Consider the following 24,008-nt stretch of genomic DNA (forward strand, 5'->3'; position numbering starts at 1 on the left):
GACAAGGAGCACGGAGCACGGAGCACGGAGCACGGAGCACGGAGCACGGAGCACGGAGCACGGAGCACGGAGCACGGAGCACGGAGCACGGAGCACGGAGCACGGAGCACGGAGCACGGAGCACGGAGCACGGAGCACGGAGCACGGAGCACGGAGCACGGAGCACGGAGCACGGAGCACGGAGCACGGAGCACGGAGCACGGAGCACGGAGCACGGAGCACGGAGCACGGAGCACGGAGCACGGAGCACGGAGCACGGAGCACGGAGCACGGAGCACGGAGCACGGAGCACGGAGCACGGAGCACATTATACCAAATAAAAATACTGTACAACAAAAACCTCTGCCAAATTTGACAGAGGTTTTTGCGTGTAGCAGTTCTTTTATATTAGCTGCGTGAAGCCATAATTTCTTCAGCAACATTACGAGGAACTGGATCGTAATGATGGAACTGCATCGTAAAGGATGCGCGCCCCTTTGTAGCAGAACGCAGGTGAGAAATGTAACCAAACATTTCTTTTAGCGGAACCTGTGAACGAATCAGAACCGTAGAGCCTGATGTCTCCTGATTCTGAATAATACCACGACGACGGTTAAGGTCACCAACAACGTCACCAACGTGATCGTTTGGCGTTGTGATCTCAACATCCATGATAGGTTCAAGAATAACTGGGCCGGCTTTTTTCATACCTTCACGGAAACAAGCTTTAGCAGCAATTTCGAAGGCAAGAGCCGATGAGTCGACATCATGGTATTTACCGTCAAGGAGGGTAAATTTGAAATCGACTGTTTCGAACCCAGCTAACACACCTGTAGAAGCCTGGTTACGAATACCTTTTTCAACCGCTGGGATATATTCTTTTGGAACAGCACCACCGACGATTTTGTTTTCGAAAATGATCTCGTCTTTTGTACCTGAAGGCTCAAATTTGATTGAAACTTCAGCGAACTGACCAGAACCACCAGACTGTTTTTTATGTGTATAAGTCTCTGTATGTTCCTGCGTGATTGTCTCACGATAGGCAACCTGAGGAGCACCAACGTCAGCCTCTACGCCATATTCACGGCGAAGACGGTCAATGATGATATCCAAATGTAGCTCGCCCATACCAGAAAGAATGGTTTGGCCTGTTTCCTGATCTGTACGAAGATGCAGTGATGGATCTTCCGCAGTAAGTTTCTGAAGAGCCAATGTCATTTTCTCTACCGCATCTTTTGTTTTTGGCTCTACGGAGATATCAATAACAGGCACAGGGAACTGCATACGTTCCAGGATCACAGGATCTGTAGGATCAGCAAGAGTATCACCTGTTACAGTGTCTTTCAGACCAACAAACGCAGCGATGTCACCAGCACCAACAGACTTAACTTCCTGACGCTTATCCGCATGCATTTGGAACATGCGGCCAACACGCTCTTTTGTTCCTTTTGTTGTATTCAGAACTGTGTCACCAGAGTTCAGAACACCACGATAAACACGAACAAAGGTCAGTGTGCCATATTTGTCAGAAATGATTTTAAAGGCGAGACCAGCAAACTTACCTTCTGGGTCAACCGGAACGATGGGAAGGAAGCTTTCATCAACTTCTTCATCTTCTGGTGGTGCAATACGAATACCTTCAACTTCATCAGGAGCTGGAAGATAATCAATAACCGCATCAAGAAGAGGTTGGACACCTTTGTTTTTAAACGCTGTTCCGCAAAGCACTGGACGGAACTCGCCAGAAATAGCGCCTTTTTTAATGCAGCGTTTCAGTGTGGAGATGTCAACATCACCCTTCTCAAAATATTCTTCCATTGCTTTTTCATCAACGGAAAGAGCAATATCAAGAAGATTTTGGCGTGCTTCAGCAGCGCGTTCCTGAAGTTCTGCTGGAATATCCTCGTAATGGAATTTGGCGCCTAATTCGCCACCTTCCCAAACGATAGCGCGCATCTCAACAAGATCAACAACGCCAACGAAGTTTTCTTCAGCACCAATTGGTAATTGAAGAGGCACTGCAACGATATCAAGCTTTTCTTTTAACGTATCAAAAGCGTAGTAAAAATCTGCGCCAGTACGATCAAGCTTGTTGATGAAAATAATGCGGGGAACGTTATAGCGATCTGCTAGGCGCCAGTTTGTTTCTGACTGGGGCTGAACACCGGCCACACCTTCAATAACAAAGATGGCACCATCAAGCACACGCAAAGAGCGGTTCACTTCAATGTTGAAGTCAATATGGCCTGGGGTATCAATAATGTTAATGCGGTGGTTATCCCACTCACACGTTACCGCCGCAGAGGTGATGGTGATACCACGCTCACGCTCTTGAGCCATGTAATCGGTTGTGGTGTTACCATCATGCACTTCACCGATACGATGGGACATGCCGGTATAGTACAGAATACGCTCTGTCGTCGTTGTTTTACCCGCATCGATATGCGCAGTAATACCAATGTTGCGGATCTTCGAGAGAGCGGACTTCGCGCCCTGGACGGTATCGTCGGTCACGGGAATCTCCAAAATGCAATGAAAGGTGTCTCAGCCTATGCTGAAACACCCTCGTAATAACCCTGTTATTCGATCAAAAGAGGTTCTTTGTTTTCCAGCAGGGATACCCCGGAAAAATGAGCTTAATTAAGCCTTAAGAACTCTTTTAAAGCTTTAGGAAGCAGCTTTGCGTTCCTGCACTTTCAAAATGCGGCGCTTAATCACAAGGGCTTCGGGAGGAAGCTTACGATTAGGCGTGCCGAGAAGGAAAGAATCCAACCCGCCATTATGCTCAACAGTGCGCAGACCGTTTGCTGTTAAGCGCATACGCACAGGGGCTCCGAGAATATCGGAAAGTAATGTCGTCTCCTGAAGGTTAGGAAGAAAACGACGGCGGGTTTTGTTGTTGGCATGACTGACGTTGTTGCCCGTCAGTACTCCTTTGCCCGTGACATGGCAACGGCGAGACATAGAATTTCCTCGATGCTGTGAAACGTAGGGCCCAAAACCCGACGTATTCCTAAGTCAATATGTGCCGGCTTATCGCTTAGATTGAAGGAAAGGTCAAGTCTTTCGTGACATTCTTTAAGAAAGAACTTCCAAAAATTCCTTTTTATGCACTCAATATTTTTAAAAATGGTTCGTATCCTGCCCCGACTGAGCAGCCCACAAGGCACTATAATAGCCATTTTTCTTTAATAACTCGTCATGCGTGCCCTGTTCTTTTATCTCTCCATGATCAAGCACAATTATTTTATCCGCCTCCTGAATCGTAGAAAGTCGATGAGCGATAATGAATGTTGTTCGGCTTTGAGAGAGAGCTCTAAGTTCTTTTTGTATGGCAAGCTCGGTTTTTGTATCTAACGCACTACTTGCCTCATCCAGGATCAAAAAACGTGGGTCTTTTAAAATAACACGCGCAATGGCAACGCGCTGCTTCTCACCTCCAGAAAGCTTTACCCCTCTTTCTCCAACGATAGTGTCGTAACCTTCGGGCAATGAGTCAATAAATTGGTCTATATGCGCTTTTTGAGCGGCCTCTTTAACATGTACAAAGTCTGACCCCACCCGACCATAAGCAATATTTTCCCCAATTGTCGTATTAAATAAGGGAGTATCTTGTGGGACGATACCTGTGATTTGGTGCAGATTTTCTAAGGCTATTTCACGACAATCAATATTATCAATGAATATTGTTCCCTCTATAGGGTCATAAGCACGCGATAAAAGGCGACTTAAAGTTGACTTTCCTGATCCTGTTTGCCCAACCACGGCAACTATTTTACCTGCTGGTATTTCAAAGCTAATGTTTTTGAGTATTTTTTTCTCATCAGAATAGCCAAAACTGACATTCTGACAAATAATACTCACCCCTCCTGCTTTTTTAAAAGAAGTTGGTAGCCTTTTAGCAGAGGGTGCCTCTTTGATCTCTGGCTCAAGTGCCATTAACTCTAAATAATTTTCGAGATCGACGCGAGCATTACGCCACCCAGCACCCACATAATTAAGTGATCCAACAGCAGCATAAACACTGCGCAAATAAGTGCCAATCAGTACAAATTGGGCAACTTCGAGAGTCTGATCATAAATATCCCATCCTGCCCATCCTAAAAGAGCAATCGTTGTTATTGCGATTAAGACATTTCGTGTAACTTGCGAAAAACTGACAAGATATTGCAGTTTTAATTCTGCTTTTTGGAGTTCTCTACGAACAGTATCATGACGTTGCAGCTCATAGTCCTGATTACCAAAAACACGGACCATATCGGCATTTAAAAGACTATCAACCAAGTGATGATGAGCCTCACCATTAAGCCTATTACGCTCCCGCCTTGCTTTCATACGCTTTTTTGTAAAAATATAAGAAATAAAAGCATATAAACAGAGTGTAAAACTTAGTAAAAAAATATAAGCTATGTTATATACTTTTAAAATGACTATAAATGTAAGTACTAGGCTAAAAACATTTGGCAGAACATTTGAAAGTAAAAGATCCAGTATTGTACTGATTGCATCAACGCCGCGATCAATTATACGCGTTAAAGCACCTGTCTGACGATTAACATGAAAGCGGGCGCTTTGTTTGTGAATTTGCTCAAGCCCTAATAAGGCTACACGACGTTTTAACCAAACTCTCAAAGGCGCTATAATAATGTCTCTTAAAGGGCCGGCTATTCCGCTTATGAGAGATATCAAACCATATTGAGCTATAAGAGCCATGAAGGCGGCTAACACACGCTCGGAACCTGATAATTGCCCCACCATTTTACTAAAAAGCCACGGCGTGGCTACAGAAGTACCACTTTCAACCAGAAGCAGAAAAAAGGCTATTAAAAGCCTGATAACATCTGGCATTAGCTTTACGGGCTTTAGATGTTGCCATAAATCTCTTAGAGATAATCGTAAAATGGCACTTTGTGACATAAGCTTATTATTAAAACCTTTTCTTCTTAATAGATCACTCTTTTTGGATATTTAAGTGTTTACGCTATGAGACAAGTTTCTGACCAGGCTATGCCTTTCCTCCGTCATATCAAACGCTGTCACAACGCACTACTTCCGGGAGGGCGCATAAATTTACGCTTAAATGATCAGCTTATTGGCTATATTGATCCTGCTTTTACTAAAGAGCTAGAGGACAATTCATTATCTCCCTATCTCCATATAGAGAAGAACGGGATAAGACTAAAAACTGGAGAAGCATTTCGCATTATCAGTGAGAGTCTTGGTAAGAAAAATGCTTATCTGCCTTTTGATGAATTATTTGACGTTCGCACGATTCAAGGCGACGTTGTAGGCCAAGTAGATCGCGCCCTTATTCCCCTTTTGGGATTGGAAGCTCAAGGTGTGCATGTAAATGGCCTTGTAAAAAAAAATGAAAAAATATTTTTATGGGTGGCTAAAAGGAGCGCCCATAAAAGATTAGATCCTGGCAAACTTGATCATATAGTTGCCGGAGGCATGAATGCAGGGGGAACCCCTGATGAAACGGTCAAAAAAGAAGCTGCAGAAGAAGCCTCTATCCCTTCGGAACTGGCAGAGAAAGCTTATAAGGCCAGTATTATTCATTATGCTATGGCGCGTTCAGAAGGGTTGAGAAGAGACCGCTTACATTGCTATGATTTATATCTACCCGAAAATTTCATACCACGAGCAGCAGATGGCGAAGTCGAATCATTCGCTCTCTGGCCTTTGGAAGATGTTTTTGATCATGTCAGGAATAGTGATAATTTTAAGTTTAACGTTAACCTAGTGCTCATAGACTTATTTTTGAGACATAATTTCTTTCAACCTGACGATGAAAGGCTTTTAAGAGACGCTCTCTTTTTTAAAAACTAAGTCAAAAGGCTTGGTTATAACAGTTTCCTAATTTTCCATATTTTCAAAAAACAGAGTTAAAAGCTATGTCAAACCCCTCATGCCCTATTCCTCAAAAAGAAGAAGAGATACCAACGCCCCCTATACGAATACAAAGGCGGGCAAGAGGCATTTTAGCACTCTTCTTTGTTATAGCGGGACTATATACCATAAAGAATTTTCTTCCTGCTTTATTGTGGGGAGGGGTTTTCGCAATTTCCCTATGGCCACTTTATCATAAGGTGGAAAGAAAATTCGGGACATCAACATGGCTCCCTTTAATCTTTACGTCTCTACTGGCTCTTATATTTTTAATTCCCGTCACCTTTATCGGCTATAAAATTATTGATGAAATGCATAGTGCCCTTCAATGGATAGAAAATGTAAGGCACACGGGCTTACCAGTCCCCAGTTGGGTTGATGAATTACCCTTTGGCTCAGGCCAAATACATAATTGGTGGCAAAATAACCTCTCACAATCTGAGAAGATACAAGATTTTTTACATTCCTTAGATTTAGGCCATAGCGTGCAGGTTACGCGTCAGGTTGGGTCTCAATTAGCCCATCGGTCAATTTTGTTTGTTTTCTCACTACTGACATTATTTTTTCTGCTCAAAGATGGTGAGGTTATTATAAAAAAATGCCTGAAAGCATCACATCGTCTTTTTGGCTCCCAGGGCGAATCACTCGCTGCGCAAGTCGTGTCTTCGGTACATGGCACTTTGTCAGGCTTAGTCCTCGTTGGTTTGGGTGAAGGCGCTGTAATGGGCGTTGCCTATGTCGTTGCCGATGCTCCTCAGCCTCTTATCTTTGGATTTGTTACCGCCATATGCGCCATGATCCCCTTTTTGGGGTGGGTTGCTGTCACACTTGTTTCTCTACTTATCGCAGCAAAAGGCAGTATGATAGCTGCCATCGTTGTCTGGGTCGTTGGCGCCATTGTTTTATTCTTAGCCGACCACTTTGTGCGCCCTGTCCTCATTGGAGGAAGCACAAAAATGCCTTTTCTCTGGGTACTGCTCGGTATTTTAGGAGGTGCTGAAATTTGGGGGCTGCTTGGTCTCTTCCTCGGCCCTGCTATTATGGCCTCATTACATCTCTTTTGGTCTCTATGGACCGAAGGTGCCACAAGAGAAAATGTAGGAAGAAAACTTCATCGTTAAGGGAATAAACCGCAGGACTGGTCGGGCAGGCGGGATTCGAACCCACGACCCCCAGTCCCCCAGACTGATGCGCTACCAGGCTGCGCTACTGCCCGTTGTCCTGCGGTTGATGGTTATTTAGCAGGCTCTAACTCTTGCCGCAATGGCTATAAAAAAATTTCTCTCAGGAAACGAAAAGTTTTTTTAGCTCAGACAATTCACTTAAAATATTTTCCAACCCAGAGCGTAGCCTTGCAATTTCTGCGTCCTGACGTTTGGCTCTGGAAAGATCCTGATGTTGCTCAAGCTCCTGAACTCTCATACGCAGATTTTTATTGTCATCTTCTACTGAGTTATAATGAGCAATAACGTCTTTATCGTGAGCATGGAGCTCCTCAGCACATTTTAGCTCTGTTGTCAGGCGTGACACTTCCTCTTCAGCGCTATTAAAAGACTCTTTATATTTGCGCGCTTCTTCCAACTCTGTCTGAAGTTTAGCATTTTCTTGTCCCAGAATAGACAGCGCCTCAGACAACTCAGCTTGTATGGTCTGGTGCTGATGCTCCTGCTCTTCTAGCTTTTCCTGAAGAGCAGCATTTTCCTGACGAAAATGGTCATTTTCTTTAGAAAGCTCCTCAATTAAAGGCGCTTTTTCTCCAGCCTTAAACTTAGAGTCTGCAAACTTATGATCAGAAATATTTTGCCCTAATTCCTCACGCAAAATAGGCATAATTTCGTGGCTTTTGCGTCCCTCTTTATAAAGAAGCTCGGCAATGCGCTGAATGACCGAAATATCACTTTCAGTATAATAGCTTTGCCCATCTTCCGACCGTGAGGCTTTAAAAACCGGATAAAAATTTTCCCACGAGCGCAGTCGGTAAGTTGGAATACCTAACCCTTCTGCAATTTCCGAAAGAGAATAAGTCTGTTCGGCTTGCACCATATCGGAAGCTGCACTCATGGTCTTATCCTATGTCACTTCGTGTAATTAACACGATCACGTAAGGTTTGAGAGGGGCGAAAATAAGGCACACGTCTTGCCGTAATAAGTGCCTCTTCACCACTTCTCGGGTTACGGCCCATTCTAGCCGCTTTTTCACGAGTGCCAAACGTGCCAAAACCGACAATTTTGAGATTATCGCCCTGTATAAGCGTTTCTATAAATAAGCCAAGCATAGCTTCGACAAAAGAGCTGGCCTGAAGACGGCTTAACCCGACTTCATGCTGAAGCAGCTCAACCAAAGAGTTTCGCGTAACTGTACCCATAATTAATGGCTAGCACGGTTCTCTTAACAGTCAACACATGAAAGATGTTTTTTTTAAATAAAATAGTTTTAGAAGCGCAAAAGTGCAGAACCCCACGTCAAACCGCCTCCAAGTGCCTCCATTAAAATGAGGTCACCTTTTTTTATGCGCCCATCTTTAACCGCTTCTGAAAGCGCCAAAGGGATAGACGCAGCAGATGTATTTGCGTGACGATCAACTGTGACAACAACCTGGTTAGCATCCAACTGCAACTTACGAGCAACACCATCTATGATACGCTGGTTAGCCTGGTGAGGGACAAGCCAATGAATATCAGCACCTGTCAAACCCTGCTCGCTTAAAGCTTCTTCTACAGCATCAGCCAGGTGCGTGACGGCATGGCGAAAGACCTCACGGCCATTCATTTTTAATTTGGCTTTGCTATCCGAATTTCCAGCAGCGCCATCTACGTACAAAATATCGCCATAACGCCCATCAGAATGAAGTTTTGTCGAAAGCAGACCCTCACCCTTTTTGGCGTTTGCCTCTAAAATAACAGCTCCAGCACCATCGCCAAACAAAACACAGGTAGTACGGTCACTCCAATCGAGCAAACGGGAAAAAACCTCTACCCCTATAACAAGGATTCTCTCAGCCTGTCTTGCTTTAATGAAGTTGTTAGCTGTCGAAAGAGCGAAAATGAAACCAGAACACGCTGCACTCAGATCAAAACCGAATCCCTGCGTCATGCCCAGCTCAGCCTGAACACGCACTGCTACTGAAGGGAAAACCTGATCTGGGGTCGATGTAGCAACAATAATACCGTCTATATCTTCTGGCTTAAGCTGCGCATAGTCGAGAGCGGCCAGGGCAGCTTTTTTTGCCATAAAAACAGACGTTTCTTCTTCAGATGCTAAATGACGCTGGCGGATTCCTGTACGAGTGCGAATCCATTCATCTGATGTATCTATACGGGTGGCAAGTTCGTCATTTGTAACGATTTTTTGCGGTAGATAAGCTCCTACGCCAGTTAATTTGGCATTAGCAAGCGTTACAGAGTTTGACATGACAGCCTGCCCTATTCTTTCTCGGTTTTTTCGGCGGGAGATATAGCCCCTACCTGTTCTAATCTTAAGCGAATCTTTTGATTAAGATCATTAAGGACAGCATCAACAGCTACATCAATAGCAGAGGCAAAACCTTCGCCATCTGCTCCACCATGAGATTTTACGACAATACCATTTAAACCGACAAAAAGGGCACCATTATATCGGCTTGGGTCAATCCATTCTTTCATACGACGAAGTCCGGGACGCACGAGCATGTAACCTAACTTCGTCAACCAGCTTGTTTCAAAGACCGAGCGCAAAAGACCGAAAGCTAATTTAAGGGCACCTTCACCCGTTTTAAGGGCAACATTGCCTGTAAAGCCATCTGTTACAACAACGTCAACAGTCCCTGCTGTAATATCGTGGCCTTCAATAAAACCGGCATAATGTGAGGCCAGAACACTTTGCTTCAAGCGTTCAGCCGCTTCCCTCAAACGTTCGTCGCCTTTTAACTCTTCTGCGCCGACATTTAGGAGGCCTATTTTTGGCTCACGCAGCCCTAAAGCTGCCTGGGCAAAAGCCTCTCCCATAACTGCAAACTCAACAAGATTGCGTGCATCACAGGCTATATTAGCCCCCAAATCCAGCATAATAACATCGCCACGGGCCGAAGGCTGCACAGCAGCCATTGCAGGACGAGATATGCCAGGAAGGGTTTTTACAATAATTTTTGCCAGAGCTAACATGGCGCCACTATTGCCGGCAGAAACAACGCCGAGAGCTTCGCCGCTTGCAACAGCATTCATAGCAAGGCGTAACGATGAGTTTCTTACGCGCAAGGCAGCTGTGGGCTTCATTTCCATAGCGATATGCTCGGGAGCATGCCGAATATCGCAAATAGCTGCCGCTTTTTTATGACGTGCCAAAGCCGGTTTTAACACAGCCTCGTCACCTATAAGGAGGATACGAATATTGGGATGACGCACCGCTGTCATTTCGAGACCTTCTAAAACGATCTCAGGCGCACGATCCCCCCCATAGCATCAACAGCTAGGGTATAAGGCTGTGAAGAGGAGTTATTATCTTTAACTGCGCCAGCCTGTGGCTCGACAGCAGAAACCTCATTCATAGACGCAGTTCCCAACTCTTTACACAGCCTTATAATTTGCCCTTTTAAATTCAGGCAAAAATAGTTTTATCTTAAGCGCGAACCGCTGTTTTAAGGGCTTTACCCTCAGCAGACACAACTTCACGCCCATCATAATGACCACAATGGCTACATACATGGTGAGGGCGTTTAACTTCACCGCAGTTAGAACATTCTGCATAAGCTTCTGTGCGCAATGCAAGATGACTGCGACGCATACCACGACGGGATGGCGTAGTTTTTCTTTTAGGAACGGCCATTCTTCTCTGCCTCTTTCACTAGGGTTCATAACCCACTCTTAGGAACCGCCTTGCTCAGCGGTTATCCAAGCTTGGCAACTCTAATATCTTTATCTACCGTCTAAACACGGCGCTTAAGCCGGCCGCTCTAGCAGACACAGCGTTTCTTCGCAAGTCATTAAGCATTAATTGAGCGGCTTTCAACCTCTTTTACTATTTTTTATCTATATCTTTCAACTGGCTTAATACAGCAAAAGGATTTTCCTGTTTTTTCTCTACTGGTTCAGGCTCTGTAGGTGTTACGTCCACAAACTGATCCAGACCTTCTCCTTTTTTGCGTGGGTAAGGGTTTAAACAGAGTGCTAATTGCTCTGCTGCCGCCTCTCCAAGGTCGATTACACGCCCATTATAAGGGACTTCATCATACTCTTGAGCAAGTAAAGCCTCTATATCTAGCGATTCATCAGGAACCATATCACGGCGTGGTATAAAGCGAAGCTGAAAATGATCTTCTATATCTTCTTCAACATCTTCGCCCGTTATAATACAGCTTTGCACAACTTTGGCATGCAATATGCCTGTAGCAACAACCCTGTTTTCAGCTAAGGCTGTTAGCTCAAAAACGCATTTTAGCATTTTTATCTCTGGCAAATAAAAACGCTGAGCAAGTGCTTTTCTTTCATCTGGTGTTGCTATTATTGTTTCTTCTAAAGCGCGACCTATTTGTGAAAGCAGCCTTTTGCGCGAGAATTCCACTTCAACGGTGCTAATTTTCTTTATATCTCCCTGGGATTGAGAAGATTTTTGTGAAGACATGATAGTTATTCCTAAGCGCTAAAAAGGTCTCATACCTGATTTAGCTATTTTATATGCTGGACGAAGAGCTGTAAAAAATGTCTTATTATGAAAATAGATTGACATAAAGCTGTTACTAGGGCACCCGAAACCCTTAATTGATCGCTTTCAAATATTCAGGACGCAATGCCGCTTATGACCAGCGAATCCCCTGTCGTGATTTTACAAAAACAAGACTCTAACTCTTGTCAGACTCATCATGCCAAGCGGATGAAACGCTCTCGCTCGGCTTTGTTATTGACAGCTATGCTACTGACAAGTGGCTGCGCCGTGTTTGAGCCCCTCCGATTCCGCGGGGATCGCTGGTGGAAAAATATGAATATAAAAAACTTATTCCAGGCACAACAACGCGTGACGATGTTGAAAACCTCATTGGTTCACCAACCGTACGCGGCACATTTAATGATAATGCCTGGTATTATGTTTCTCTCACAAAAAATCTTGTTCCTCTAGGGTTTCCTGCAACTGACAAACAGAGCGTTTTAGTACTGAACTTTGATCAGAACGGTATTTTGCGCGACATGCATGTCCTTAAACGCAAAGATAGCATACAAGTTGCTATGGTTAGCGATGAAACCCCAACACCAGGCACAGAAGTTTCCGTTATCCAGGAATTATTGGGTAACGTAGGCAAATATAACCCTATGAATGCTATGGGAAGTGCATTCGGTATGGGAGGTGCAGGAAGTGCCGCCAATAATATGGGTGGACTTGGTGCCGGCACGGGCAATGGTGGCGTGGGTAACTCTTTAAACTAATTACAAATTAAATAGAGCTTTTGACACTTACGGCGTTGAAAGCTCTTTTAAAACGCGTCTAAAGCCTTCTACGGCTCTCCCATCTAGTTTTTTATAAGCTTGGCTCAAATTTTCTTTAATAAGCTTAAATAATTCTTTTTCCAGCTCTTCTCCCTGTGGGGTAAGCTGCAAAGGGCGTTTTCTTTTATCCTGCTTATCTTGGGATTGCTCTATAAGCTTTAGGGATTTTAACTCAGTTAAGGCTCTATTTAAGGACTGTTTTGTTATGCCAAGCATTGATTGCAAGCGCCCAGGCGTTAATCCAGGATAGCTTTTAACAAGAAAAAGAATACGATGATGTGCCGCTCCAATATCATGGAGGGTCAGATAAGCATCACAGTCAGCACTAAGACGCCGCCATGCTAACAAAAATATTTCATATGAAGCTCGGACTGATTCTTCTCGTAAATAAAGCTGACTTTCTGCACCAGAATTTTCGTTTAAAGGGTAACTTGTCACATTAAACTCACACTATTCTGTTAATTTGGCCTTATAAACAAGGAATAACGAAGATATAGTTCTAGAAAGTGTTGTTTCCAAGACAACAATATGATACCGATCCTCAACTTGTAATTGCACCTGCCCTCCGTGAGTGTTTGCATACTCACTGGCTGGGCACCCGACCGCTTTAAGGAGATGACGCCACCGTGCAGGTTCTCGTTCGTGATAATAATGTTGACCAGGCGCTCAAAGCGCTTAAGAAAAAAATGCAGCGTGAAGGAGTATTTCGTGAAATGAAACTCCGCCGCCATTTTGAAAAGCCTTCAGAGCGTCGTGCTCGTGAGGCCGCGGAAGCTGTTCGCCGCGCTCGTAAAATGGAGCGTAAGCGTTTAGAGCGCGAAGGGTTCTAAAAACCCTCGATATCCGAGTGAGAATGAGCCGCTTTTTTAAAGCGGCTTTTTTCTTATTTTCGTTTCTAAAAATAATATTTTTATTTAACAAGAAAACCGCTGCGCATAGTGCCACTCTCATAACTATAAGACCGTAGCTCGCGTTTATTAAAATATCTTGTTACGACACCCTGCACCTTTGTTAAAGCTTTCCGTTTTTCAGCAACAACAAGCACATTCTGATATGAATTTTTGGGGCGTGCTCCCAAATAATGCCATCTTTTATCTGGACTGATAATGGGAAAATTCAGCTTATCATGATAGGCTAAAATAGAGGCTAAAGCGTAATCTTTTACGTAAAGTGCCTGACTATGGCTGGCATGAGCCTGACTAACGAGCTCTTCTGTCAAAGCCTCCCACCCTCTTACCTGCCGCGCTATAGGATCCCAGTGAGCTGATAAAGCAAGGGGGGCAAATAAGGCCTGAATCACTATAGTTAAAGCGCAAATTACCCCTATAGAAATAACCCATCTCTGAAGCCATAAAATAAGGCCGGCTGACAACATTAAGGCTGGATAAAGAATTGCAGGCCAGTTTGCCTGCACCCTGTCTCCAAAGGCATGGAATAACAGGATAATTATTCCTGGACTGACTAGCCAGAATAAAGCCGGCTTTTCTTTTCGGGACTTCATGAAGCCCCCAACACAGATGAGCGCTATAAGTGGCGTTGCTAAACCAATTTGACCTGCCACTAATTCACTAATAAAGGTTAGTGCTCTATGAGGATGCCAGTCACCTACCCGACTACCTTGTTTAAAAAAACTGATCCAGTGATGGTTTGCGTTCCATATTATCACCGGGCTTATTGTGATTAAACACGTTAAAACCCCTATCCAGGGCCCTATTTTCAAAAAAAGCTTTGGGCGGCACATAATAGCGTAAACGACCATACCCAGCCCTAAAAAACAGGCCGTATATTTCGAGTCAAAAGCTAAACCAAGACATAAACCGACACATAGCCACCATAAAATTGATGGTAAGGGCCTCTTTTCATCAAGCACCTGTATAAAGGCCCAAAGCGTTAAAATAGAGAAAAAGAACAAAGGCGTATCGGGAGTCATAATGACCATCCCCAAGCCAAACATTAATGTGCAATTTAGTAGAATTGCACCATATAAAGCTCTTTTTTGAGAGTAAGGAAAAAGCTTTTTTCCCGTAAGACTTAGGAAAATTGTGCCAAGGAAAGACGCTAAAGGCCCTAAAAACCTAATAGCTAATGGGCGGTCACCAAAAAGTAGAGTCCCTGCTTTTATCCACAGCGCGACCATTGGAGGATGATCCATATAGCTAAGCTGAGGAGATTTTGACCAAAGCCAATAATAGGCTTCGTCAGGTGACAGAGGCAAAAAAGCCGCCAGAACAAGGCGCAGAGCTATAACGCATAATAGCCCTCCGCCTAAAATTATCTTTAAATGAGATGTTGAGAAAAAATCTTTCATTCCGTTAAAGGAACACCAGAGCGGTCACAACTTGTACGGATGGTTTGAAACGTTTGAACACGCGCTACATACTGATTATCAATAAGATTGCGTGTTAGCTGATTTTGGTGGTCAGCGTCGCGTGCAATTAAACGGAGCAGAAAATCCTCTCCCCCCGAATCATATGGCACTCACGTGTCTCAGGCCAAGATCCAACTTCATTTTCAAAGGCTTCCAGAACCGTACTTTTTTGACTGACTAACCCAATAAGCACGTAAAAAGTAATGGACCAGCCCAAACGAGAAGGCACAATATCAGCATAAAAGCCTTCGATAATACCAAGCTCTTCTAGCCTTCTGACGCGCCTGAGACAGGGAGGTGCAGATATACCTACCCGGCGTGCAAGTTCTACATTTGTAATACGACCATCTCGTTGCAACTCAACAAGGATATGACGGTCAATTTCATCCAATTCGATCGGTTTCATAATTTACATCAAAGCTTTCGCAAGGGATTGAATCGGATCTTCCAAAGTTAGATATGTGATTCATAGGGTTAGATTAACAAAACATGAGAGATAGATCTCTCTTCATGATATGATAATGTCACTCTATATGTAACTTTTTGACGTTTAAAAAATCATTTTAGAAGGTTCGATTCATATGCCTAACAGTCACCGCACGAAAGTACTTGTTGTAGGGGCGGGACCCGCAGGCTACACAGCCGCCATTTATGCGGCTAGAGCAGGATTAGACCCTATTCTTGTTACAGGACTACAACCTGGCGGGCAATTAACCATCACTGATGATATTGAGAATTTCCCCGGCTTTGCGGCCCCCGTTCAGGGACCGTGGCTTATGGAGCAAATGCGCGAACAGGCTCAACAAGTCGGTACTCGTATTATATATGACCTTATTACAGAAGCTCACCTTAAAAAAGGACGTGATGCTGAGGGGTATTTTCATCTTAAAGGTGATAGTGGCGATGACTATTTGGCGCAAACCGTCATTATTGCAACTGGAGCACAGGCAAAATGGCTAAACATTCCTTCTGAGGCAAAATTCCAAGGAAGTGGGGTTTCAGCCTGTGCCACATGTGACGGTTTTTTCTTTAGAGGAAAGGTCGTTGCCGTTATTGGTGGCGGTAATACCGCTGTTGAGGAAGCCTTATATCTCACCCACCATGCCAGCACAGTCCATCTCATTCATCGTCGGGATAGTTTAAAAGCAGAACATATTTTGCAAGAACGCCTTTTTGCAAACCCCAAAATTAAAATACACTGGAATCGCGCCGTTAGTGAAATCAAGGGAAGTGGCACCCCAGAAGTTGTTTCGAGCATCGTATTAACCGATACTCAAAATCCTCAAAAGACGGAAATTCTATCTATTGATGGTGCCTTTATTGCAATTGGACACACACCAAGTATTGGACCATTTCGCGACGAAGTAAAATGTGACCAAGAAGGGTATATCCTAACAAAACCTGGAACAACTCAAACATCCATAGAGGGTATTTTTGCAGCTGGTGATATTCAGGATAAAATTTACAGGCAAGCTGTGACCGCCGCTGGCACGGGGTGCATGGCCGCTTTAGAAGCTGAAAGATTTTTGGATCATAACCTCATAGTAACTCTTACTGGGCAATAAAGTGAATTAGCCTTGAACCAATTTATACAATGGATTAAATCCGGCTGATAAAAGTCAGACGTCTTTTGAGCCTCACTAGAACAAAACGCAATGGTAAATAACATGGGCAAAAATAATAACAACTATTGCGACGGGCTTTACGAGTCCTCTACCATGGACTGGGACAAATTGCGGATTTTTCACACCGTGGCAGAAGCAGGCTCTTTTACGCATGCAGGTGACCGGTTAAATCTGAGCCAATCCGCAGTTTCCAGGCAGATTTCTGCCCTTGAAGATGTTCTTGGAGTTCCTCTTTTTCACCGGCATGCACGCGGTCTCATTCTAACTGAGCAAGGTGAAATGCTGCACCGTACAGCAAGAGAGGTTTTTTCAAAATTAGCGCTAGCCCAAGCTTATTTGAGTGAAAATCGTGAACATGCAAAAGGTAAGATTAAAGTTACCACGACAACAGGTTTTGGATTTTCGTGGCTAACGCCCCGCCTCCACCGTTTTCTTGAAACGCATCCTGATATTGATGTAACCGTTTTACTTGAAGATAAAGATCTGGATTTAAGCATGAGAGAGGCTGACGTTGCCATTAGGCTACACCCTCCTACTCAGCCTGATCTTATTCAACGTCATTTAGCCAGTTTTAGCCTGCCAATTTATGCAAGCCGTTCTTATCTTGAAAAAGCTGGGACACCAGAAAAACTTGAAGATTTGGAGCACCATAATCTTATAGGGTTTGCTGGTCGTCATTTGCCCCTTCCAAATGTGAACTGGCTCGTGGAACGGCTGGTAAAAGAAAAGACTTTTCCCGCATTAAAAGTGCGCATGGCTGTTAATAATATTTCTGCTGTTGGAAATGCTATATCTACAGGAATAGGTATAGGAGTTTTACCTCAATATACAGCGCAGGCTTACCCGGATTTAGTGCGTATTTTATCTGATGTGCACTGCCCACAAATGAACGCATATTTTGTTTACCCAGAGGAACTCAGAACCTCAAAGAGGATAGCTGCCTTCCGGGATTTTCTTATCACTGAGCTTAATGAAACTCATAAATAATACTATACGACCTAAAAGCTTTTCTAAAAAATAAAATTCTAGTTTTAGAAAATAGGCATAAATTTTATGATGGTTATTCCGCTGCCATAAAATCGCAAAATAAAATCTATTATTTGAATTTATGTATCTTTATGTAATTGGTCGACAACCTTTTTAAGTTTTTTCCCCGCACGAAAATAGGGAACTTTTTTTTGTTCAACAGTAACCTTGGCACCAGTTTTAGGATTCCGCCCTTCATGAGCTGAATGTCCTCTAAGGCCAAAACTACCAAAACCACGTAATTCGACACGGTTTCCATCAGCAAGATTTTGAGCGATTATATCCATGATTTTTTGAAAGGCCGCTTCTACCTGACGAGGTGGCAAAGATGGCAGATCATTTATTAATCGTGCTATTAATTCTGCCCTCGTCATACAACACCTCGGTTTCAGAATGCTCATTCGACTCCGACAAGTGAAGCTCCTAGACCTTAAATATCAGAGTTCCAAATCACATTTTACTATAAGATACATCAAACAAAATGTTTGTATTCAGACCAATATAAATATACTTAAAATTTGAATATATCGTTAATATTAAAAGTGAATATATAAATAGTATCAATTAAGTCCTTATTGAAAATAAAAGTCTGATGTCACACTTTACTTTTCAATAAGGAACTTAATTACTATTGTGAATGTAATTAATCTGCTTTGCGTGCGCCACGGACACCATCTGGAGCAGAACCAATATTACGTCCCAGTCCAATTTCACGCGCTAAGTAAGAGCGGCGCTTTGCGTAATTAGGTGCAACGAGTGGGTATTCTGGAGGAAGGCCCCATTTCTCGCGATATTGCTCGGGCGTCATGCCATACGCACTTTTTAAATGTCGCTTAAGCATTTTAAGTTTTTTGCCATCTTCTAAGCAGATGATGTAATCAGGATAGACTGACTTTCTAATAGTTACAGCAGGCTGCTGGGTCAAAGCAGCTTCAGATTTCTTATTAGAATGATCCTGGCCGGCCAGAGCTGAGTAAACATCTTTGATGATTTTGGGAAGGTCTTCTACTGGTAAATGAGAATTTGAAACCTTCGCTATTACAATTTCTGCTGTTAATTGCAGAAGCTGCTCACGGCCATTATGCTCTGACATCAATGTAACCTTTTGTAATTTAATAATAATAAACAATTCACGATAGAACATGTAGAATAAATAGCCGACAAAGAAAAGTTTATTTTGTAGAATTTAAAATCTTTAAATTACTAGGACATTATTTATGCCGACCATAATGCTCGTTACAGAAAGTGATTTTCTAGGATGGCACGCTTGGACAAAATCGTTACTAGCGCAACATATTTCCAAAAATGAAATTAAGTGGGTTATTAAAAGTACCGATATTATTTATAAGAACAACTTTACGAGAGACCTGCCTGAAACAGAATTTTTACTAAATATTCCTAGGAAAATTGTCTCTTTAATCATTGCGGTATTTTATTCGGGAAATGATGAGCGTTTCTCCCTTCTCTATGAGTTATTAGAAAAAATCAGGGATAAAGAACCTCTTGATGAAAAAAAAGATCCTCTTTTGCTAAGGCTCATAGATATTAGTCACAGGGCCAAAAAAGAAGCTTTACAAATTAGGCAAAAACTCCCTCATACGCGTTTTACACATCATTCTGTTATCAGAATAAATAGCCCAGTTGCTCTTTTGGACAGCCAGGCCTATGCCCTTTTTGCCCAGAGACCAGAGGCATGGTTAATAAGAACACCAGGTCGCATTATATGCTCATACCAAAAACAATTATTCTTTTCTCCAGATGCCCCTGAGTCGATTTTAAATAATGATGAAGCTTTATTCGAGTTTGCTCAAACACACGGTATAAGAAGTGATCAGAATGATTTATGGCGTTCTCTTATTCCTTTTCGCATAAGACCTCATGCAGAATTTATAGAAAAAGCACCAAATTTGACAGTATTACAAGCTTACGCAGCTGACTGCCAATTATGTGAACTTTGCACACCTGCATCACGCACAGTATTTGGCGAAGGCAATCAGGAAGCCAGGCTTATGTTTGTCGGTGAGCAACCAGGTGACCAAGAAGACCTACAGGGCCGCCCTTTTGTTGGACCGGCTGGGCAATTATTTGATAATGCTCTCAATGAATGTGGCTTTGATCGAGAAAAAGCCTGGGTCACAAATGCCGTAAAGCACTTTCGATTCACCCCTCGCGGTTCCAGACGTATTCATCAAAAACCAGAAGCAAAACATATTCATGCTTGTGCACCTTGGCTCAAAAGAGAGCGCGATATCATCAGACCAAAAGTAACAATTATGCTGGGTGTAACAGGAGGTTCTGCAGTTTTGGGTCGCCCAATCACTGTTTCTCGTGAACGTTCAAAAATTTTAACTTTGCTTGATGGCTCGATCGGGCTAGTGACAGTTCATCCATCTTATTTATTACGTCAACCTGACGAAGAATCCCGGTCTAGGGAATATGCTCATTTTATTGCTGACCTCAAACTTGCTTTTTCAGCATTACCCTAACGCTTCACTAGCCAAGGTTAGCACCACATGGCCATAATCAACGCTGCCATAAAAAGGTTTTCTGTTCCTTTAAAACCTGTCACGAAAAAGCGGCCTTTTCTTTCTTGGATATATGCCCCTTCTCCAGAAGGTTTTATTTTTGCTTTACGAACAACGATCGCTTCTTGCATCGCTATTGGTATCGCTCTTTGGATGGAGCTTGATAGCCCTGCCTGGGCAGGCATGACTGTATGGGCTGTCGCACAATTAAACCGTGGAGAAAGCCTATCGAAAGCCCGGTGGCGTATTATAGGCACCCTCATAGGAGCCTTGGCAGCGTTTGTCTTTATGGGACTGATGCCTCAATCTCCCTGGCTCTTTTATCCTGTTATAGCAAGCTGGGTTGGCGTCTGTAGCGGCTTTGCTACTTTTTGCAGCAATTTTCGGTCTTACGCTTTCGTTTTGGCAGGATATACATGTGCCATTATCTGCATGGCTGCTGTGCCAGACGGTAACGACCTCTTCATGTTTGCTGTTTCGAGAGCAAGTTATATTATTCTTGGCGTTGTCTGTGAAACTGTTATAGCCACGATTTTTTCAACTGACCAAGAGCAGCACGCTCACCTTAAAATGAGACAAAAGCTGGAATCAGCTCTGATTCTTGTGTCTCAAACACTGGTATATGTGCTTGGCCAGGATCGTATTGCTTTAACCTCTGCCCGTAAACAATTTGGCACTATTTTACGAATCAACGATGAAATTGAATTTTCTGAAATAGAAATGGGAGCATATGGTCACGAAGGTGACCATGCTCGTGCAGCCCTTGCTTCGGTTTCAGCACTTTTATCACGTGGTTTTGGAATGGCCACACGCCTCCAGCTTTTGACTGACGAGCATCCTGATTTTGAGGTCATGACGCAGGAAGTCCTGAACTTTCTGAGTAAATTTCCCAAACGGCTTGTTAAAGAATCAGAACTAGCCCTCCTTCTTGAAGAACTGCAACATTTGCGTGATACCTGCCGCCAATATGCGTCTCCCATGCGGCTTTGTGTAGAAAATCCTTACCAGGGACAGTCTGTTCTTACCTTAGCTGAAGCTGAACTTCTATCGTCAGAAGACGGTGTTGAAGTAACCACTCCAGAACTTGATGAACGTGTACTTTTTGTGTCTTTAGGTGAGTTATTAGGAGATTTTGAGCAGGCAATTACGCAGTACCATGCCAGCATGCATCCAATTTATGGTGACCATTTTCGGTTTAACCGCCATCCCTCTTATGACACTAAAATTGCTTGGCATAACGGTATTAGAGGCGCATTGGCCATTATCATTACCGCTCTTATTTATGAAGTGACAGCCTGGCCATCAGGCACAACCTTTATCAGCCTGACATCGCTCATATGTGGTTTATATGCCACGCAGGAAAACCCCGTTCTTGGCACAACAAATTTTCTGAAAGGGACAATCGTAGCGTGGATTGTAGCCTGGTTTTTAGGTTTTGTTTTTATGCCTATGGTCAAGACCTATGAACCACTTGTCATTATTTTGGGCACCGCCATGTTTTTGGGAGGGCTTGCAAAAGCGAACCCATCAACACGTCGCGCGGCGGCAGCTTATTGCCTGTTAATGCCCCTTATGTTGGGCCTGCATAACCACCATGTAATGGATGAAGTGACCTATCATAACACCAATCTGGCTATAGTTTTAGCCGCAGTTGTCAGTGTTGGTGTTTTTCGCAGTATTTTACCATTTGATCGCGACGATGAACGCTTTAGGATGCGTAAGACGATGCTAAAAGAATTACGCTCTTTGGCTAATCCAAATATTGCACCACAAATTGGCACGTGGATCAGCCATAGTACCGATCGATTCTCTCGCCTTATTAATCATTCAGAGCCGTCCGGTTCTCCGCTGACCGAGGCCACAATTCAGGGAACTCTGGCGACTCTTACGCTCGGACTTAACATTATCCGCTTGCGGGCTCTGATGGACCGTGAATATTTGCCTGAAAGTGGAAGGCGCCCTATTAGTCTAGTATTACACTATATTGAGCGTTCAACACGTAATCATGCTCGTGCAGCCCGCATAGCCCGGGCTGCTGTGAGGCGGTTAAGAGAACTTGATACATCAGAGCATGACATCATTACACGGCTGGAGCTTACCAGGGCTCTAACTTATCTCGTCGTTATAGCCCATTCACTCAAAACAAATAGCAACTTCCTTGACGAGAGCAGGCCCTTTACAGGTGAAGGCCCACGCCCCTCAGTCCACCGCCATTCATTCTTTTTCAAAAAGAATTCTCAGATCGTCTAAGTCAAGAAAATTATCGGCTTGGCGTCTTACTTCATCAGCTACGACAGGTGGATAAGTACGTGCTGTAGAAATAACACTGACTTCTTTACCATTTTTCTGCAACTGCTCAATAAGCATACGGAAGTCACCATCACCTGATACTAAAACAATGTGATCAGCGTGACGGCAATATTCGAGAGCATAAATTGTAAGTTCCACATCAACATTACCTTTTATACGTCTAAAAGGTTCTGCTGCTAGGCGACTACCTGCATCAGTAAAGACCTCCGGCTCTTCAATAACTTCCAGAGCATCAGGCGCATCAATATTAAAATGTCCTTTAGTTTCCTTACGAATAACGCGATAACCATTATATTCTAAAAATGAAATAAAACCGCCACGTTTATAGTCATTAGGAATATAAGATATGAAACAATATACGCCTTTTAAATTACCGACCTCTTGAAAGTCATGCAAAAACTTCTCGTAATCAAATCTAAATCGAAGTTTTTTTAAAGCAAACTCAAGATTAGCATGGTCTATTAAAATAGTAACGCGCCCTTTACTAAATAAACGCGATAGCTCATTTCTTAAAAAAACTCGCTGCTTTTCAATTTGTTCATCAGAAATATCAAAATCAGGATGCATAATTCTATCCTTTTAATGGTACACGAATCAATTACTACCTATAAAATCTACGCAAAATAGACAGTATCGGCTCGAGGCCACTTAAATCTAAGCTATTTAAAGTTAAATAATGAACTACAGTCACACAAAATAAGTAGGGAGCCTTACTCTTCATTTGGCGGAGAGGGTGGGATTCGAACCCACGGTACACGTAAGTGCACAACGGTTTTCGAGACCGTCCCAATCGACCACTCTGGCACCTCTCCGGGGAAATGCAGCTCGCGCTATCCTGGCAAGCTGAGTCGCTTATTTGGCTTATGACGATCTTTCATCGTGAATGCAAGAGCTATATGCACATTTTAGTGAACTAAAATGATTAAAATAACTTAACAAACATCCTTATCTTTTTCTGTTTGTCCTAATTCGTCAAATTATGACCCAGGAATTATCTAAAAATTCGTCCTGGTAACCTATTTAGGAATCCGTAAGATTTATCTTGACGTTAAGGCCTTAAACTAGTAATTCAAACCCTGCTTTAAGGCCTTATGAGACTACCAAGCTAGCTTATCGGGTAATAAAGCCAATGAAAAAAAGCGAGTAGAATTCATATTTTCCTAAAATATGATCTTTCAGACTTCGGTAATAGGAAGAATTTTGCATGTTTGCAGTCATCCGCACAGGCGGGAAACAATATCGCGTTGCTAAAGACGCTGTTCTCAAAGTCGAAAAACTCGACGCTGAAGCTGGCAGCACAGTTACATTTTCTGACGTTCTTATGGTTGGTTCAGAGGGTAATCTTCAAGTTGGTGCCCCAACAGTTGCAGGCGCAACTGTTACAGCCGAAGTGATTGCTCAAGATCGTTTAGCGAAAGTAATCATTTTCAAAAAGCGTCGTCGTCAAAATAGTCGTCGTAAAAATGGTCATCGTCAACACGTGACCGTGCTACGCGTCACGGCAATTAACGCCGCCTAAGCGGCCTTTGTTGAAGGAGAGATCACAAAATGGCACAAAAAAAGGCAGGCGGTTCTAGTCGTAACGGACGTGATAGCGCCGGACGTCGTTTAGGCGTGAAAAAATTTGGTGGCGAACACGTTATTGCTGGCAATATCATTGTTCGCCAACGTGGCACGAAAGTGCATGCGGGTGAAAATGTCGGTATTGGTCGTGACCATACACTTTTTGCTTTAACTGAAGGCCGCGTTAAATTCCAACGCCGCGCTCAGGGTAAAGTACATGTTTCTGTAGCTTTGGCAGAAGCTGCTGAATAAATAGACTTTTGCGTT

General features: G+C 43.3%; 23 protein-coding genes, 2 tRNA genes and 2 pseudogenes. 10 read left to right on the plus strand and 17 right to left on the minus strand.

Annotation, left to right across the window (positions count from 1 at the left end; translation table 11 throughout):
• Positions 1-387: 387 nt before the first annotated feature.
• From fusA to GT348_RS05070, 3 genes are all read right to left on the minus strand, one after another.
• Positions 388-2,493: an elongation factor G gene (gene fusA, locus GT348_RS05060; RefSeq protein ID WP_160618786.1), complete on the minus strand. Its 2,106-nt coding sequence runs from the start codon at positions 2,491-2,493 to the stop codon at positions 388-390.
• A 153-nt stretch (positions 2,494-2,646) separates the two neighbouring features.
• Positions 2,647-2,943, minus strand: coding sequence for a 50S ribosomal protein L28 (gene rpmB, locus GT348_RS05065; RefSeq protein ID WP_160618787.1), 297 nt, complete (start codon positions 2,941-2,943; stop codon positions 2,647-2,649).
• Positions 2,944-3,102: 159 nt separating this feature from the next.
• Entirely contained in the window at positions 3,103-4,896 is a 1,794-nt protein-coding gene (locus tag GT348_RS05070; protein ID WP_160618788.1) for an ABCB family ABC transporter ATP-binding protein/permease, read from the minus strand.
• A 66-nt stretch (positions 4,897-4,962) separates the two neighbouring features.
• Between GT348_RS05070 and GT348_RS05075 the strand changes: the two genes are divergently transcribed.
• Both GT348_RS05075 and GT348_RS05080 read left to right on the plus strand, forming a co-directional pair.
• Positions 4,963-5,811: an NUDIX hydrolase gene (locus tag GT348_RS05075; RefSeq protein ID WP_160618789.1), complete on the plus strand. Its 849-nt coding sequence runs from the start codon at positions 4,963-4,965 to the stop codon at positions 5,809-5,811.
• 65 nt (positions 5,812-5,876) lie between these two features.
• Complete coding sequence (locus tag GT348_RS05080; RefSeq protein ID WP_160618790.1) at positions 5,877-6,992, plus strand: AI-2E family transporter; 1,116 nt, start codon at positions 5,877-5,879, stop codon at positions 6,990-6,992.
• Positions 6,993-7,010: 18 nt separating this feature from the next.
• Here the strand turns inward: GT348_RS05080 and GT348_RS05085 are convergent.
• The 7 genes and pseudogenes from GT348_RS05085 to GT348_RS05115 all read right to left on the minus strand — a co-directional run bounded on the left by GT348_RS05085 (position 7,011) and on the right by GT348_RS05115 (position 11,467).
• Positions 7,011-7,087: transfer RNA gene (locus GT348_RS05085), tRNA-Pro, on the minus strand.
• Positions 7,088-7,155: 68 nt separating this feature from the next.
• Positions 7,156-7,932 (minus strand): MerR family transcriptional regulator, encoded by a 777-nt coding sequence (locus tag GT348_RS05090; RefSeq protein WP_160618791.1) that lies wholly within the window; start codon positions 7,930-7,932, stop codon positions 7,156-7,158.
• A gap of 14 nt (positions 7,933-7,946) precedes the next feature.
• Positions 7,947-8,237, minus strand: coding sequence for an integration host factor subunit alpha (locus GT348_RS05095; RefSeq protein ID WP_160618792.1), 291 nt, complete (start codon positions 8,235-8,237; stop codon positions 7,947-7,949).
• A 68-nt stretch (positions 8,238-8,305) separates the two neighbouring features.
• Positions 8,306-9,283: a beta-ketoacyl-ACP synthase III gene (locus GT348_RS05100; RefSeq protein WP_160618793.1), complete on the minus strand. Its 978-nt coding sequence runs from the start codon at positions 9,281-9,283 to the stop codon at positions 8,306-8,308.
• An 11-nt stretch (positions 9,284-9,294) separates the two neighbouring features.
• Positions 9,295-10,394 (minus strand): annotated as a pseudogene (gene plsX, locus GT348_RS05105) (phosphate acyltransferase PlsX).
• A 71-nt stretch (positions 10,395-10,465) separates the two neighbouring features.
• The gene (rpmF, locus tag GT348_RS05110; RefSeq protein ID WP_160618794.1) at positions 10,466-10,672 is read right to left on the minus strand and encodes a 50S ribosomal protein L32; all 207 of its coding nucleotides are present in this window, start codon (positions 10,670-10,672) and stop codon (positions 10,466-10,468) included.
• Between the two features lie 192 nt (positions 10,673-10,864).
• Positions 10,865-11,467, minus strand: a complete 603-nt coding sequence (locus tag GT348_RS05115) for a DUF177 domain-containing protein (RefSeq protein ID WP_160618795.1) — start codon at positions 11,465-11,467, stop codon at positions 10,865-10,867.
• A 344-nt stretch (positions 11,468-11,811) separates the two neighbouring features.
• Between GT348_RS05115 and GT348_RS05120 the strand changes: the two genes are divergently transcribed.
• Positions 11,812-12,264 (plus strand): outer membrane protein assembly factor BamE, encoded by a 453-nt coding sequence (locus GT348_RS05120; protein WP_236646424.1) that lies wholly within the window; start codon positions 11,812-11,814, stop codon positions 12,262-12,264.
• Positions 12,265-12,291: 27 nt separating this feature from the next.
• On the opposite strand, the gene GT348_RS05125 is transcribed toward GT348_RS05120, so the two are convergent.
• Positions 12,292-12,762 carry a MarR family winged helix-turn-helix transcriptional regulator gene (locus GT348_RS05125; protein ID WP_160618796.1) on the minus strand — a complete coding sequence of 157 codons (471 nt, stop codon included), beginning with the start codon at positions 12,760-12,762 and terminating at the stop codon, positions 12,292-12,294.
• 188 nt (positions 12,763-12,950) lie between these two features.
• Between GT348_RS05125 and rpsU the strand changes: the two genes are divergently transcribed.
• Positions 12,951-13,154, plus strand: a complete 204-nt coding sequence (gene rpsU, locus GT348_RS05130; RefSeq protein ID WP_007283570.1) for a 30S ribosomal protein S21 — start codon at positions 12,951-12,953, stop codon at positions 13,152-13,154.
• Between the two features lie 80 nt (positions 13,155-13,234).
• Here the strand turns inward: rpsU and GT348_RS05135 are convergent, their stop codons facing one another.
• Together GT348_RS05135 and GT348_RS05140 are read right to left on the minus strand one after the other, a co-directional pair.
• Positions 13,235-14,632, minus strand: a complete 1,398-nt coding sequence (locus GT348_RS05135) for a glycosyltransferase family 39 protein (protein ID WP_160618797.1) — start codon at positions 14,630-14,632, stop codon at positions 13,235-13,237.
• Positions 14,629-15,098 (minus strand): annotated as a pseudogene (locus GT348_RS05140) (Lrp/AsnC family transcriptional regulator). The gene GT348_RS05135 and the pseudogene GT348_RS05140 overlap by 4 nt, the downstream one beginning before the upstream one ends.
• 175 nt (positions 15,099-15,273) lie before the next feature.
• Between GT348_RS05140 and trxB the strand changes: the two are divergent.
• Both trxB and GT348_RS05150 read left to right on the plus strand, forming a co-directional pair.
• A complete protein-coding gene (gene trxB, locus GT348_RS05145; protein WP_160618798.1) occupies positions 15,274-16,257 on the plus strand; it encodes a thioredoxin-disulfide reductase in 984 nt (327 codons plus the stop codon).
• 153 nt (positions 16,258-16,410) lie between these two features.
• Positions 16,411-17,304, plus strand: a complete 894-nt coding sequence (locus GT348_RS05150; RefSeq protein WP_160618799.1) for a LysR family transcriptional regulator — start codon at positions 16,411-16,413, stop codon at positions 17,302-17,304.
• Between the two features lie 119 nt (positions 17,305-17,423).
• On the opposite strand, the gene GT348_RS05155 is transcribed toward GT348_RS05150, so the two are convergent.
• Together GT348_RS05155 and GT348_RS05160 are read right to left on the minus strand one after the other, a co-directional pair.
• Positions 17,424-17,717, minus strand: coding sequence for an HU family DNA-binding protein (locus tag GT348_RS05155; protein ID WP_160618800.1), 294 nt, complete (start codon positions 17,715-17,717; stop codon positions 17,424-17,426).
• A 269-nt stretch (positions 17,718-17,986) separates the two neighbouring features.
• Entirely contained in the window at positions 17,987-18,436 is a 450-nt protein-coding gene (locus tag GT348_RS05160) for a MucR family transcriptional regulator (RefSeq protein WP_160618801.1), read from the minus strand.
• Between the two features lie 124 nt (positions 18,437-18,560).
• Here GT348_RS05160 and GT348_RS05165 point away from each other — a divergent pair, with 124 nt between their 5' ends.
• Complete coding sequence (locus tag GT348_RS05165) at positions 18,561-19,829, plus strand: UdgX family uracil-DNA binding protein (RefSeq protein ID WP_236646425.1); 1,269 nt, start codon at positions 18,561-18,563, stop codon at positions 19,827-19,829.
• A gap of 27 nt (positions 19,830-19,856) precedes the next feature.
• Positions 19,857-22,118: an FUSC family protein gene (locus tag GT348_RS05170; protein ID WP_160618802.1), complete on the plus strand. Its 2,262-nt coding sequence runs from the start codon at positions 19,857-19,859 to the stop codon at positions 22,116-22,118.
• On the opposite strand, the gene GT348_RS05175 is transcribed toward GT348_RS05170, so the two are convergent.
• Both GT348_RS05175 and GT348_RS05180 read right to left on the minus strand, forming a co-directional pair.
• Entirely contained in the window at positions 22,083-22,745 is a 663-nt protein-coding gene (locus tag GT348_RS05175; protein WP_160618803.1) for a LabA-like NYN domain-containing protein, read from the minus strand. The genes GT348_RS05170 and GT348_RS05175 overlap by 36 nt on opposite strands.
• Before the next feature lie 155 nt (positions 22,746-22,900).
• A tRNA-Ser gene (locus GT348_RS05180) sits at positions 22,901-22,990 on the minus strand.
• Positions 22,991-23,382: 392 nt separating this feature from the next.
• Here GT348_RS05180 and rplU point away from each other — a divergent pair.
• Both rplU and rpmA read left to right on the plus strand, forming a co-directional pair.
• Positions 23,383-23,697: a 50S ribosomal protein L21 gene (gene rplU / locus GT348_RS05185; RefSeq protein WP_160618804.1), complete on the plus strand. Its 315-nt coding sequence runs from the start codon at positions 23,383-23,385 to the stop codon at positions 23,695-23,697.
• A gap of 29 nt (positions 23,698-23,726) precedes the next feature.
• Entirely contained in the window at positions 23,727-23,993 is a 267-nt protein-coding gene (gene rpmA / locus GT348_RS05190) for a 50S ribosomal protein L27 (protein ID WP_160618805.1), read from the plus strand.
• Positions 23,994-24,008: the final 15 nt, after the last annotated feature.

It is taken from the genome of Aristophania vespae (genome assembly GCF_009906835.1).
GTDB lineage: Bacteria > Pseudomonadota > Alphaproteobacteria > Acetobacterales > Acetobacteraceae > Aristophania > Aristophania vespae.

Excerpts from the sequence above, each read along its gene's own strand:
- rpmB (WP_160618787.1), bottom strand. The coding sequence starts at position 2,943 with ATGTCTCGCCGTTGCCATGTCACGGGCAAAGGAGTACTGACGGGCAAC.
- GT348_RS05070 (WP_160618788.1), bottom strand. The coding sequence starts at position 4,896 with ATGTCACAAAGTGCCATTTTACGATTATCTCTAAGAGATTTATGGCAA.
- GT348_RS05075 (WP_160618789.1), top strand. The coding sequence starts at position 4,963 with ATGAGACAAGTTTCTGACCAGGCTATGCCTTTCCTCCGTCATATCAAA.
- GT348_RS05080 (WP_160618790.1), top strand. The coding sequence starts at position 5,877 with ATGTCAAACCCCTCATGCCCTATTCCTCAAAAAGAAGAAGAGATACCA.
- GT348_RS05090 (WP_160618791.1), bottom strand. The coding sequence starts at position 7,932 with ATGAGTGCAGCTTCCGATATGGTGCAAGCCGAACAGACTTATTCTCTT.
- GT348_RS05095 (WP_160618792.1), bottom strand. The coding sequence starts at position 8,237 with ATGGGTACAGTTACGCGAAACTCTTTGGTTGAGCTGCTTCAGCATGAA.
- GT348_RS05100 (WP_160618793.1), bottom strand. The coding sequence starts at position 9,283 with ATGTCAAACTCTGTAACGCTTGCTAATGCCAAATTAACTGGCGTAGGA.
- rpmF (WP_160618794.1), bottom strand. The coding sequence starts at position 10,672 with ATGGCCGTTCCTAAAAGAAAAACTACGCCATCCCGTCGTGGTATGCGT.
- GT348_RS05115 (WP_160618795.1), bottom strand. The coding sequence starts at position 11,467 with ATGTCTTCACAAAAATCTTCTCAATCCCAGGGAGATATAAAGAAAATT.
- GT348_RS05135 (WP_160618797.1), bottom strand. The coding sequence starts at position 14,632 with ATGAAAGATTTTTTCTCAACATCTCATTTAAAGATAATTTTAGGCGGA.
- trxB (WP_160618798.1), top strand. The coding sequence starts at position 15,274 with ATGCCTAACAGTCACCGCACGAAAGTACTTGTTGTAGGGGCGGGACCC.
- GT348_RS05150 (WP_160618799.1), top strand. The coding sequence starts at position 16,411 with ATGGACTGGGACAAATTGCGGATTTTTCACACCGTGGCAGAAGCAGGC.
- GT348_RS05155 (WP_160618800.1), bottom strand. The coding sequence starts at position 17,717 with ATGACGAGGGCAGAATTAATAGCACGATTAATAAATGATCTGCCATCT.
- GT348_RS05160 (WP_160618801.1), bottom strand. The coding sequence starts at position 18,436 with ATGTCAGAGCATAATGGCCGTGAGCAGCTTCTGCAATTAACAGCAGAA.
- GT348_RS05165 (WP_236646425.1), top strand. The coding sequence starts at position 18,561 with ATGCCGACCATAATGCTCGTTACAGAAAGTGATTTTCTAGGATGGCAC.
- GT348_RS05170 (WP_160618802.1), top strand. The coding sequence starts at position 19,857 with ATGGCCATAATCAACGCTGCCATAAAAAGGTTTTCTGTTCCTTTAAAA.
- GT348_RS05175 (WP_160618803.1), bottom strand. The coding sequence starts at position 22,745 with ATGCATCCTGATTTTGATATTTCTGATGAACAAATTGAAAAGCAGCGA.
- rplU (WP_160618804.1), top strand. The coding sequence starts at position 23,383 with ATGTTTGCAGTCATCCGCACAGGCGGGAAACAATATCGCGTTGCTAAA.
- rpmA (WP_160618805.1), top strand. The coding sequence starts at position 23,727 with ATGGCACAAAAAAAGGCAGGCGGTTCTAGTCGTAACGGACGTGATAGC.